Below are 12059 nucleotides of genomic sequence, written 5' to 3'. Positions count from 1 at the left end.
TTTATCCAGAAATATAGCCGACTTATCGTGTGAAACATATAAATTCTTATATTTTGGTGAAATCCAGGACTGCTGTTAGGCAGTCCTGGCCTCAATAACTACCTTTATTTTTTCGTTACTTCTCCGCCCCAAGGGTATGTTTTGAGGAAAGGATCTGGTTTGAGTGGTTGGCCGGAGTTCCATATTTCTTTGATTTGGCCATCAGCCGTAATTTGACCGATACGTGCCGTTTTGGAAATATGTTGATTCTCTCCATCAATAACCACTTTACCTTCAGGTGCGTTAAACTCGATACCTTTGGCAGCAGCTTTCACTTTCTCTACGTCAAAGGATCCTGCTTTCTTAACAGCAGCAGCCCATAAGTACACGGCTGTGTAACCAGCTTCGATCGGATCATCCGTAACACGGTCTTTGCCGTATTTAGCTTTGTAAGCTTCGACGAATTTTTTATTCTCAGGTGTATCTGTTGTTTGGTAGTAATTCCAAGCTGTATAGTGTCCATCTAGAACGGATGCTCCAATACCGCGAACCTCTTCCTCAGCGATACTTACGGACATTGTTGTTAGATCCTTGGATGAAATGCCTGCATCTTTCAATTGCTTGAAGAAGGCTACGTTACTGTCGCCGTTCAGCGTATTGAAAATAACGTCTGGCTTCTCTTTTTTGATTTTACTAATGATTGTATTGTAGTCCGTGTGTCCAAGTGGTGTGTATTCTTCGGCAACTAGCGATCCGCCTTCAGCTTTCAACTGCTCTTTAATAATTTTGTTGGCTGTTCTTGGGAATACATAGTCCGAGCCGAGAAGGTAGAATTTCTTGCCTTTGTTTTGCAGAAGCCAAGTTACTGCTGGAATAATTTGTTGGTTCGTTGTTGCGCCAATGTAGAAGATATTAGGTGATGATTCCACGCCTTCATACTGTACCGGATACCACAACAAGCCTTTGTTTTGTTCGACGACCGGAAGCACGGCTTTGCGGCTGGCAGATGTCCAGCAGCCAAATATCGTTACGACGCTGTCTTTTTGCAGTAGCTTCTTCGTTTTCTCTGCAAAAGTCGGCCAATCGGATGCACCGTCTTCAATCACAGGCTTGATTTTTTTACCTAAGAGTCCCCCAGCTGCATTAATTTCGTCAATCGCCATAAGTTCAGCATCTCTTACAGATACTTCGCTAATGGACATGGTGCCTGTGAGTGAGTGAAGAATCCCAACAGGTACTGTTTCATCCTTCGTCTCCGCTTTAGCTTCTGCGGCTTTGGTAGCCATAGGTGTAGTTGTCGTGGATGCAGTTGGCTCCGTCTTTGCACAGCCAGCCATGACCATCATCAAAGCCATACTCAAAGCGACTGTGAGCTTACCTTTGTTTCGTATCTCTCTCATTCACGTCCCACTCCCTTTGTTTACAAGATTTGGATTACAAGGCTTATGATAAAGTGCGAAACAAGTTAGTGTCAACATATATGACATTTATAAAGGTTTTTTTGTTAGTGGCGCACAAAAATTAGTTATTCCTTTGTGAAAATCACATAAAATACGGAAAATAACTTCAGAAATTGTTGGTTTGATGTCATTATATCTAACATTAATGATTTACAATCTTGGAATACACGAATATAATAAGGATAAAGGATTACCAATATTCGGATTTTAATGAGGTGAAGATGTGCATTTAACGGAGAGAGAAAAAGAAAAGCTGCTCATTACTGTGGCTGCTGATCTTGCACGCCGAAGACTTGCCAGAGGCTTGAAGCTGAATTATCCCGAAAGCATAGCGCTGCTAACATCCGAGATTATGGAAGGAGCAAGGGATGGATTGACCGTTGCACAATTAATGGCATTCGGCACAACGATTCTGAGAGCGGAGCAAGTTATGGAAGGTGTACCTCAAATGATTCATGAGGTTCAGGTAGAGGCTACGTTTCCTGATGGTACTAAATTAGTTACCGTACACGAACCAATAACCTAACTATAATGAATAATCGAAAGGGGCGAGAAGATGGTTCCAGGAGAATATCGAACAGTCAAGGGATATATTGAAATGAATATAGGAAGACAAACGATTGATCTTATCGTTACGAATACAGGAGATCGTCCCGTTCAGGTGGGTTCGCATTTTCATTTTTTTGAAGTGAACAGAGCATTGGAATTCACGAGAGAACAAGCCTACGGCATGCGATTGGACATTCCCGCTGGAACGGCTGTCCGTTTTGAGCCGGGGGAACAGAAACCTATACAGCTCGTTGAACTTGGCGGAGCCAAACTTTCTTATGGACTAAATAACTTAAGTAAAGGCTTAGCAGCTAAGGGGAATATGTCAAGTGCTGCGAGAGAAAGATGGCAAGCGTGGGAGGGAAAGCCCGGTGAATCGAATAAATCGTAAAAGTTATGCGCTGATGTTCGGGCCTACAACGGGAGATGCCATTCGTTTGGCTGATACCGAGCTTTGGGCACAAATCGAACATGATTACACCGTCTACGGTGATGAATGTAAATTTGGCGGCGGTAAGGTCATTCGCGACGGGATGGGGCAATCTAGCGGTGCAACCCGTGGCCAAGGCGTTCTAGATACCCTGATAACGAATGCTGTCATCATTGACCACTGGGGTATTGTCAAAGGTGACATCGGCATCAAGGACGGTCATATCGTGGGTATCGGTAAAGCGGGGAACCCGGACATCATGGATGGCGTGCATCCCAATATGATCGTGGGCGCAAGTACGGAAGTCATTGCGGGTGAAGGTAAAATTGTAACCGCGGGCGGGATCGATGCTCACATTCATTTTATTTGTCCCCAGCAAATTGAAACGGCGCTTTCTTCTGGCGTGACGACGATGATTGGTGGAGGAACAGGGCCTGCTACAGGTACGAATGCCACAACTTGCACACCAGGAGCATGGCACCTCCAGCGTATGCTGGAGGCAGCAGAAGCTTTTCCCATGAACTTGGGCTTTACGGGCAAAGGTAATGCTTCTTTTCTAGCTCCGTTGACGGAACAAATTGAAGCGGGAGCTATTGGTTTGAAGCTTCATGAAGATTGGGGAACGACGCCGGCAGCAATCGACACTTGTCTCGAAGCAGCGGACCACTATGATGTTCAAGTAGCTATTCATACCGATACATTAAATGAAGCGGGATTTCTCGAGGATACGCTCTCAGCCATTAAGGGCCGTACGATTCATACGTATCATACTGAAGGAGCAGGCGGGGGGCACGCGCCGGATATTATCCGTGCGGCTGCTGAGCTTAACGTACTCCCGTCTTCAACAAACCCGACACGTCCGTATACGATCAACACGATTGAAGAGCATTTGGATATGCTCATGGTGTGTCATCATTTGGACAGCCGTATTCCCGAGGATGTTGCTTTCGCGGATTCTCGAATTCGCCCGGAAACGATTGCTGCGGAGGATATTCTTCATGATCTAGGTGTCTTCAGCATGTTAAGCTCAGATTCCCAAGCAATGGGGCGGGTTGGCGAGGTCATTATTCGTACATGGCAAACGGCCGATAAGATGAAGAAACAGCGTGGGCCGCTGGCTCCCGATACAGAAGAAGGCGACAATTTCCGGATTAAACGTTATATCGCCAAGTATACGATTAATCCAGCGATTACGCATGGGATTTCGCACCTTGTCGGTTCCATTGAGCCTGGAAAATTCGCAGATCTTGTCATATGGAGCCCGATGTTCTTCGGGGTTAAGCCGGATCTTGTGCTCAAAGGCGGCAGCATTGCTTATGCGCAAATGGGAGATCCGAACGCATCAATTCCAACGCCGCAGCCTGTATTTGGACGTCCGATGTTTGCTGCTTTTGGTAAAGCTTTGACGCAGAGCTCGATTACCTTCGTCTCTCAAGCAGCTTATGATCGCGGCATCGCTGAGAAATTAGGACTCCAAAAGCGTGTTGAGCCTGTGAAAGGGTGTCGCCATATATCGAAGAAAGACATGATTCATAATAACGGAACACCCTCCATTGAAGTAAATCCAGAGACCTATGAAGTGAAAGTTGATGGGGAAGCCATTACATGTGAACCGGCGACCGAGCTGCCAATGGCGCAGTTATATTTCTTATTTTAAAAGAGTGGGAAGTCCCCGATCGAGGTGACGACATAAAAGCGATGGCAACAAAGACAATGACATTCATTGAAGAGATGACGCCGAGGTTTCACTGGCTTGCTTATCAACAGCTTCTAGATTCAGCATTGCCCATTGGCGGATTCTCACATTCCTTTGGTTTGGAAACGCTCGTTCAGCAAGAGCGATTAACAACGATTGAAGAGCTCGAAGCTTATATTCGCACAATGCTCGCTAATAGCTGGGCAACGTCAGATGCGATGGTAATCAAAGCTGCCTATACCCATATTCCAAGGGAGGAATGGGATCAGCTCTGGGAGATCGATCACATGCTGCATGTGCAGCGTGTATCGAGTGAAGCGAGGAGCGGCGTTCAAAAGATGGGCCGCAGGCTTCTCCAACTATCGCGCTCGATGTACCCCGAGCTGAACTGGCAGCCTCTGGACGAGGCTCTGAAAGCCGGCCGCTGCAGCTCCAATCATCCGATTGTCCATGGATGGGTGAGCTATCACCTCGGTGTGCCCTTACATCAAGCGGCGGAAGGCTATCTTTACAGCTGTATCATGACCTGCATCAACAGTGCGCTCAGACTCATGTCCATGGGGCAAACTCAAGGACAAATTCTTCTTGCGAAACTAATTCCTTTGACCGGAAGCGAGTGGCAGCGTGTAGCGCATTTGAATCCCTTGGATGCTTACACAAATTCACCAGCCGCAGATCTGGCCATGATGCAGCACGAAACGCTGTATTCGCGTTTATTCATGTCTTAATGGTGTAACTCGTAAAGGCAATTTTGCCCTAATCATAATTTTAGGAGGAATGACTATGTGTCAAGGTCAAGGTCAAGGTCACCATCACCACCAATGGGAAAAACCAGCGGTGGATCGGAGTCGCCCCATGCGTATTGGGATCGGCGGGCCTGTTGGTTCCGGCAAAACAGCGCTAGTGGAGCGTCTGGCTCGGAAACTCAACAACCGCTACAGTATTGCGGTGATTACGAATGATATCTACACAAAGGAAGATGCCCGAATTTTGATTAGCTCCGAGGCACTGCCCGAGGACCGCATTATTGGGGTAGAAACAGGCGGATGCCCGCATACAGCGATTCGCGAGGATGCTTCGATGAATTTCGAAGCTATTGAAGAGCTAGAGAAGCGATTCGATAATCTCGATATTATTTTCATCGAGAGCGGCGGCGATAACTTGGCAGCAGCGTTCAGCCCAGAGCTGGTGGATCGCTTCATCTATATTATAGATGTCGCCCAAGGGGAGAAAATACCGCGCAAAGGAGGACCTGGCATTATGCGTTCTGATATGCTCATAATCAACAAAATCGATCTAGCCCCGTATGTAGGCGCTAGCCTGGAAGTGATGGATTCGGATACGAAGAAGATGCGCGGCAACCGACCGTATATTTTCTCAAACCTGATGGGCGGCACAGGGCTTAACGATATTGTCACATGGGTGGAACAGGAGTTCAGCCATGCCTAGCGTGACCGGGGAGATTAAGGCGGAATTTGCAGTACGCAGCGGCTTGACGCAGCTCGTCCACAAATACCACGCTTCCCCGCTTAAAATCGCCAAAACGTTTCGTTACGAGAACGAAACGCTCATCCAGGACGCCCATCCTGCGGATCAATTGGGCGTCTATATGATGGACTGCTCCCCAGGACTCATGTCGGGAGATCATTACGAAATCAACGTGCGCCTTGGGGAGGGCGCACGTGTTTTTCTAACGAACCAATCGTTCACGAAGGTTCATCCGTCTGAGGTTGGTCACGGAAGCACACAGCGTCAGACGCTGCATTTGGAAGCTGACGCGCTGCTGGAATACATCCCAGAGCCTTTAATGCTCTATAAGGATGCAAGCCTAGTCGCAGAAATGGATGTTCATTTATCACCAGGGTCAGCCTTGATTTTCTCGGACGTATGTTGCCCGGGACGAACGCAGCGAGGCGAAATATTTCAGTACTCCCGTTATGTGAATCGTATGAAAGTTTGGCATGGCAAGGAATTGATTTTTTATCAGAATCAAAGAATTGAACCGCAAACTATGCAGTTATCAGCGCCAGGTTGCTGGGAGCGGGAAACACATCTCGGCAATCTATACATTTTCTCGGATCGACTTAAACAGCTGCATCTCGAGAAAGTACTGGAGAGTCTTGAAAAGCTTGAGGGTAAAGAGGTCCGCATTGGAGCCAGTCTTACGTATAAATACGGTTTAATCGTCACCGTCATGGGAAGACATGCTTGGGAATTACAACTGGCTATGACGAAGGCATGGCATGATATTCGCCGAAACTTATTTGCATTAACGCCACTCTTGGTTAATAAATAATAGGATTAAACATGGAAGGGGCCCTTGGGGGCTCCTTTTTATATAGAAATCGAATGTTCCGATCATTTTCCACGCATACTGGAAGGAGAATCGACAATATGATGACAACTGACTGCACTTCATTGTCAAACGATGTAAGGGTTGGTATGATGAGAATGTTCATTATTCAGTTTGCTCGGAAATTCGACATAGAGGAGGACGTTTACGTGGAAAATCAAGTTAGCTACGAAAGCGTTTCGAACGGTTCGTCACAAGGGTCCATTGGGACAGAATCCATAGAAGCTAGCAATATACAAGCATCGGCTGAGCCGGTGACCTTGAAAGATTTCTACCGCTTGGTAAAGCCAGGCATTATTTATTCCAATTTAATGACGGCCTTTGCTGGCTACTGGGTTGCTGCCCATTGGGATGTAAGCTGGGTACACCTTATTATGACCATGCTAGGAACTGCTCTTGTCATGGCAGGAGGAACGGTACTCAACAATTATTTGGACCGAGAAATGGATGCAAAGATGGAGCGGACGCAAAATAGAGCTCTTCCAAGCGGGAGAATGAGTGCGAATGTCGTTCTATGGTACGGTATTATTTTAGGGACCATCGGTTTAGGAGTCCTATATTTTGGAGCGGAATCCCCGCTTGCAACGTTGATCGGACTGATTGGATTGTTCTTGTATGTTTGGCTTTATACCGCATGGTTTAAGAGAACTTCGGTCTGGAGTACATTCGTTGGGGCATTCTCTGGCGCTACTCCTCCCGTTATTGGATACTGTGCTGTAAGTGGTACGGTTGATCTAGGTGCTATTCTCCTTTTTGCTTTCTTATTCCTCTGGCAGCCTCCGCATTTCTGGGCTCTTGGGATTCGCCGAATGGAAGAATATCGCGCTGCAGGATTCCCGCTTTTACCCGTCGTGAAGGGGACTTACGTAACCAAAATCAGTATGGTGCGTTATGTGGTTTTACTTGTACCTGTAACTGTGATGTTAACGGCTTACGGATATGTAGGTTACATGTTTTTATTCGCATCAACCATCTTAGGATTGATTTGGGCTTTCATGAGTATCAAAGGCTTTAAGGCAACAGGTGAGGCCGAAGTGGTATGGGCTAAGCGTATGTTCCTGTTCTCACTATTGTATTTAACTCTCTTATCGTTCCTCATGGTCATAGATACCGTGAAAATTAGTTAGAATTGAGGGCTGAAGTCATGAGTACGTTTTTAGGAAAAAATTGGTTTAAGCTAGCGCTGGGCGCTATTTTAATTGCCATGATTGCATCATTTGCCTATAAATTATGGGCTAACAGCAGTGAACCGGACCAACGTTTAACAGCAATGAAACAAGCTCCTTCGTTTCAACTGCAGGACTTAGATGGCAAAACTGTTACCTCGCAAGATATGGATGGTAAGGTTAGGCTTGTCTACTTCTTTTATTCCTTTTGCCCGGATGTTTGTATGCCGACGACATTCTTGCTTTCTCAGGTTCAGGAATCCTTGAAGAAAAAAGACTTACTGGGTACTAAAGCGGAAATTGTCTCCATAACAGTCGATCCAAAGCGAGATACACCGGAAGTGCTTAAAGAATTCGGTAACCGATTTGAATCGAAGCCAGTTCCGGGCGGGTGGACATTCCTCCGTGGTGAGGAATCGAAGATTCACAAGCTTGCTGAAGATTTTGGCATTATGGTGGTTAAAGAGAAAGATGGTAATTTCTCGCATTCCAATGCAATTTTGCTGGTTGACCCAAAAGGAAAACTCCGGAATTATTATGATGCAAGCAATCCAGAGTTGGATGTTGACCATATTGTCAAAGATGTCGTGACCTTATCTAAAGGAAAGTAAGTCAATCCTTCATCGTATTAATTATTCATAAGCAGGGTCTGGAGCGGGGTATTTGATATACTCATCCAGCCCTGCTTTTTCTAATTGCTGAATGATGTATTCCTCAGGTGTTCCTTCCACGCCAGCATACCCTCTACGCGTATATATGTGTTCTGCATCTGGAAACGTTTCTCGCAATAGAAATCGGATCTTTTTGCCGGAAGCGTCATTATCCGTAAATATGAACACATGATTGTCGTCCGCTTTTTTCCTCAGGTCTTCGAGAGTTAATGAGCTGGGGGTACCGAATGTACACAAGATCAAGACACTTTCATCAACCACGCGTTTTAATCGGCTTTTATCATTTTTTCCTTCTACTATGATTACAATCGACATGGGATTTCCTCGCTTTAGGTTTTTTTGTAGTATAACCCGTTTTCGCAAGTGATCCAAGGATTTCATTCGACGATTAGGCAAATATGATGCTGTCATTTCCCGGGAAATGACAGGGATTGACAGCGCAAAAGACGGCTTGATAAGCTCAAGCCGCCATTTAATCGGCAATTACGTTGTGATTGGCGTTTTAAATGTGCGCAGCGGTAAGAGGGAAAGTGCTAACATTAAGACGAAAAACGCGATGAAGTAAGAGGAAATGTGGTCGCGAAGCTGTCCGGCCATCATTGGACCGATAAAGGCGCCGACGGAATAGGAGATGGAAAGAAGGGAAAAGACGCGTCCATATCGATTGCTGCTTGTTATGCCGGCAAGAAGAGCAGCAAGAGCGGGATAAATGACTCCTTTCGCCATTCCGATTAGGAAAAGAGAAACGGTGAGCGGTATCGGCCACTGAATGGCTAAACCGAAGAAAACGACCGCAAGTGATAAACTTCCACAGACCGTTCGAATAAACGGAGGAATCTTATTTAAGAACCAGAAGCTGATGCTTAACAGGGCGCCTAAGCTGATTAAAGTGAAAAAAACGCCGGACGTTAGAATAGAGTCTCTGGCCGACTGCATAAGTGGAAGCTCAAAGAAAAGAATGCCTTGTGAGCAGGAGAGTGCCATCGGAATGAGAAAGAATAACCATGGAATCGTTACGCTGGCGGGTACATCTGATTCATCACCCAGCATGCCATGACCATGGTGATCTAAGATGGGAGATTTGCTCCCTGTTTGGGCTAAAAGCTGCTTTTCTTTCACACCGAAGATGGCAAGTATGCCTGTGATAATCAGAATCCAACCTAAGACGGAGAAGGCAGTTGTGAAACCGATTTTGGCAACTAATACAGCGCCTGCCGCTGGAGATACCACGGAAGCAAGGGTATGTATGAGACCGTTGCCAGCCATCAGTTTACTTTGATGTATGCGATCCCTAGCTATGCGTGCAAGCAACGATAAGCAGGCAGGAGATAAGAAGGCGAGCACGAATCCGCTAATCGAACGAATGTATAGCAAGTGCCAAGGATCTTTCACATTGGATTGAAAAAGTAAGATGATCCCTGCTACAATCAGGCTAAAGACGATAAAGATTTTACTTCCGTATTTGTCTACGCCATAACCAGCGATCAGATTCCCAGGCAAGTGTGTGATCGAGTATACGCCCATAATTAGCCCTATAAAGGAAGGAGCTGCTCCTAAAGATAAGGCGAAGGGAGAAAGAATCGGGTACTGCGCGTGTAAATCAAAAAAAGCAACAAACATAAATAAGTACAACCAAATAGCCGTTCGCATGTTCTCACCACCTCAATCTTTTAGACTTGTCTCTTCTTAAGATGTACGCCGCTCGTCCCATAGATATGACCTTTCCATACAAATGACACAATTCTGTTTTTAGGAGGCTTTATGGATGCATATGTGATTGTTTTACTTGCCGGCGTGGCTATTTTCCTGGTTTTTCGGTTGAGACAGTCTTTTCGAAAGACGAGAAGTAGAATCGATAAAACAGAGGAGATCGAACGTAAGTTAGCCCTGTTAAGGAAAAAAAGAGATGAAGATTAAGGATTCCCTGTAGTATGATAGGAAGGGACTTTTGGATAAATAGGAGGGGTTAGTTTGGATCAGTGGATTTCCTTTGCGCAGGATCGTTGGTACTTAATTGTGGCCGCTATTATTGTGCTTTTTATCGTGATCGGTATTGTGAAAACTGTGGTGAAATGGATTCTGGTCATTGCGATTGTTGGGGCTCTTGTCGTTTATGGAGCGAGCTATAAGGATAAAATAAAGGATATTGGGGCAAGCGTGGTCTCGCAAGTTGGGGATGAAATCAAAGATAAGGCGGTCAGTACGTTGACCTCGGAAGCTAAAGATGCCCAATTTAAAGCGAATCCCGATGGTTCCTTCCTCATTACGACGAAGAGCTTGAAGGTGGAAGGCAAAGCTGGGACGGATGAAGTACAAGTCACCTTTCTTGGTAAAACGTTTAAGATGAACGCGAACGCAGCCGTTAATGCTTTCATCGAGGAAGCAAAGAAAAACGCTAAGCAGTAAGTAGAGTAATATGATTATTAAAATAGGATGGTGAGGAATCATGACGGATATGACGTGGTTACAATCAACTTCGATAAATTTAATATCCATCGTGATCGTTCTCACATTTGCAGGCTCTGTCGTTCAAGGATTTTTCCGGGGAGGTTCAGGTTCTGCCAAACATCTTCTGTCTATGCTCGTGGAGGCGGTTATCGTCATCCTGTCCATGTTTATCGCGTGGAAAGGGGTCCAGTGGGTATCGCCAATGATTCAAACCTGGCTGAAAGGACAGAATTTACAAATTCCATCCGTAGAGATAAGCATGCTTAAACAAACTTATTATACAGTCATGACGAGTATCCGTGATTTCCCGCTGCTGCGTTTCGGTGTACTGTTTTTACTTGGCTATATGATCGTGAAGCAATTGCTGAACCTATTGGTTGATCCTTTGCTAGGAGGTTGGTTGGCTAATCGTGATCCTTACAGAGAGCGCAGCAACTCTTTTATTAGTTCTGTGTCTGGTGGAGCCATTGGTTCTGTCGCAGGATTCGCTAGGGCCCTCATACTTATTGCTGTGCTTTTCATTTATGTAACGTTATTCCCGCACTCTTTGGTCACACCTTATATTGAATCATCCCAGATGTATCAGAAAGGTGCAAAAGAAGTCATTTCACCCTTCACGGGTGACTTCATTGCCGACAAAGTGCCAGTGTTCACACGTGCTGTTGAACAGGAATTTACGAATATCCTGCAGCGTAAGTATGAAGTTCTAGACGCGAAAATTCCAGGCAATATTTCAGATACAGCCAAAGAAGTAACCGCCAGTGGGAAGACGGATGAAGAGAAGGCCAAGCTGTTGTATAAATGGGTAGGCAACTACGTCAAATATGATTGGAATAAGGTAACCCTTTATGAAGAGAAACGAATCTGGAAGGAACAGACGCCGGAGGATACCTTCAACACCCGCGAAGGAGTTTGTATAGACTACTCCAGGTTGTATGCACAGATGGCCAGATCCATCGGCCTTGATGTGAAAGTAGTGACTGGACTAGGCTACGATGGGCAGGGCAGCTACGGTCCTCACGCTTGGAATGAGGTTTACCTGAAAGAGTCGGATCGCTGGGTACCGCTAGATTCCACCTGGGTGGCAAGCGGAGGCAACTGGTTCAATCCGCCTAACTTCGACCAAACTCATGTCAAGGACGCTTAGAAAAGTATCAGTATGAAGCCTTTCCTTTGGAGATCAAAGGAGGGCTTCTTTTTATATAAGGCGACCGATCATTTAAGGGAAATCATGGATAGATCTGGCGGGTTTTCTCATATGATGATTAAATGTGGTACACTAATAAGATAGGATTGTTTATAAGAAT

14 protein-coding genes are annotated in these 12059 nt (G+C 45.6%); 11 read left to right on the top strand and 3 right to left on the bottom strand.

Annotated features, from left to right (window positions below; genetic code table 11):
* Window positions 1-104: 104 nt before the first annotated feature.
* Window positions 105-1379 (bottom strand): urea ABC transporter substrate-binding protein, encoded by a 1275-nt coding sequence (gene urtA, locus ASG85_RS19840; RefSeq protein WP_057307584.1) that lies wholly within the window; start codon window positions 1377-1379, stop codon window positions 105-107.
* A 283-nt stretch (window positions 1380-1662) separates the two neighbouring features.
* Here urtA and ASG85_RS19835 point away from each other — a divergent pair, with 283 nt between their 5' ends.
* The 8 genes from ASG85_RS19835 to ASG85_RS19800 all read left to right on the top strand — a co-directional run bounded on the left by ASG85_RS19835 (window position 1663) and on the right by ASG85_RS19800 (window position 8244).
* Window positions 1663-1965 (top strand): urease subunit gamma, encoded by a 303-nt coding sequence (locus tag ASG85_RS19835; RefSeq protein ID WP_029194808.1) that lies wholly within the window; start codon window positions 1663-1665, stop codon window positions 1963-1965.
* Window positions 1966-1995: 30 nt separating this feature from the next.
* Window positions 1996-2379, top strand: a complete 384-nt coding sequence (locus ASG85_RS19830) for an urease subunit beta (RefSeq protein ID WP_060647559.1) — start codon at window positions 1996-1998, stop codon at window positions 2377-2379.
* Between the two features lie 13 nt (window positions 2380-2392).
* Window positions 2393-4075 (top strand): urease subunit alpha, encoded by a 1683-nt coding sequence (gene ureC / locus ASG85_RS19825; protein ID WP_060647646.1) that lies wholly within the window; start codon window positions 2393-2395, stop codon window positions 4073-4075.
* 41 nt (window positions 4076-4116) lie between these two features.
* Complete coding sequence (locus tag ASG85_RS19820) at window positions 4117-4842, top strand: urease accessory protein UreF (protein WP_235550181.1); 726 nt, start codon at window positions 4117-4119, stop codon at window positions 4840-4842.
* Between the two features lie 55 nt (window positions 4843-4897).
* The gene (ureG, locus tag ASG85_RS19815) at window positions 4898-5563 is read left to right on the top strand and encodes an urease accessory protein UreG (protein ID WP_060647558.1); all 666 of its coding nucleotides are present in this window, start codon (window positions 4898-4900) and stop codon (window positions 5561-5563) included.
* Entirely contained in the window at window positions 5556-6410 is an 855-nt protein-coding gene (locus tag ASG85_RS19810; protein ID WP_060647557.1) for an urease accessory protein UreD, read from the top strand. Before ureG ends, ASG85_RS19810 begins: the two co-directional genes overlap by 8 nt.
* Before the next feature lie 206 nt (window positions 6411-6616).
* A complete protein-coding gene (gene cyoE / locus ASG85_RS19805; RefSeq protein WP_235549492.1) occupies window positions 6617-7594 on the top strand; it encodes a heme o synthase in 978 nt (325 codons plus the stop codon).
* A gap of 17 nt (window positions 7595-7611) precedes the next feature.
* The gene (locus ASG85_RS19800; protein ID WP_057307580.1) at window positions 7612-8244 is read left to right on the top strand and encodes an SCO family protein; all 633 of its coding nucleotides are present in this window, start codon (window positions 7612-7614) and stop codon (window positions 8242-8244) included.
* Between the two features lie 21 nt (window positions 8245-8265).
* Here ASG85_RS19800 and ASG85_RS19795 read toward each other — a convergent pair whose 3' ends face one another.
* Together ASG85_RS19795 and ASG85_RS19790 are read right to left on the bottom strand one after the other, a co-directional pair.
* On the bottom strand, window positions 8266-8619 hold the full coding sequence (locus tag ASG85_RS19795) for a toprim domain-containing protein (protein ID WP_060647556.1): 354 nt from the start codon (window positions 8617-8619) through the stop codon (window positions 8266-8268).
* A 168-nt stretch (window positions 8620-8787) separates the two neighbouring features.
* Window positions 8788-9954, bottom strand: coding sequence for an MFS transporter (locus ASG85_RS19790; protein ID WP_057307578.1), 1167 nt, complete (start codon window positions 9952-9954; stop codon window positions 8788-8790).
* A gap of 111 nt (window positions 9955-10065) precedes the next feature.
* On the opposite strand from ASG85_RS19790, the gene ASG85_RS38015 reads away from it, so the two are divergent.
* The 3 genes from ASG85_RS38015 to ASG85_RS19780 are packed head-to-tail and all read left to right on the top strand — an operon-like array spanning window position 10066 to window position 11899.
* The gene (locus ASG85_RS38015; RefSeq protein ID WP_156390273.1) at window positions 10066-10221 is read left to right on the top strand and encodes a hypothetical protein; all 156 of its coding nucleotides are present in this window, start codon (window positions 10066-10068) and stop codon (window positions 10219-10221) included.
* 54 nt (window positions 10222-10275) lie between these two features.
* Window positions 10276-10710: a hypothetical protein gene (locus ASG85_RS19785; RefSeq protein WP_057307577.1), complete on the top strand. Its 435-nt coding sequence runs from the start codon at window positions 10276-10278 to the stop codon at window positions 10708-10710.
* Window positions 10711-10750: 40 nt separating this feature from the next.
* On the top strand, window positions 10751-11899 hold the full coding sequence (locus tag ASG85_RS19780) for a transglutaminase domain-containing protein (RefSeq protein WP_057307576.1): 1149 nt from the start codon (window positions 10751-10753) through the stop codon (window positions 11897-11899).
* Window positions 11900-12059: the final 160 nt, after the last annotated feature.

Source organism: Paenibacillus sp. Soil724D2, assembly GCF_001427935.1.
GTDB lineage: Bacteria > Bacillota > Bacilli > Paenibacillales > NBRC-103111 > Paenibacillus_E.
The sequence above is the reverse complement of the archived record's forward strand: the minus strand, read 5'-3'. Positions and strand labels throughout refer to the sequence as shown.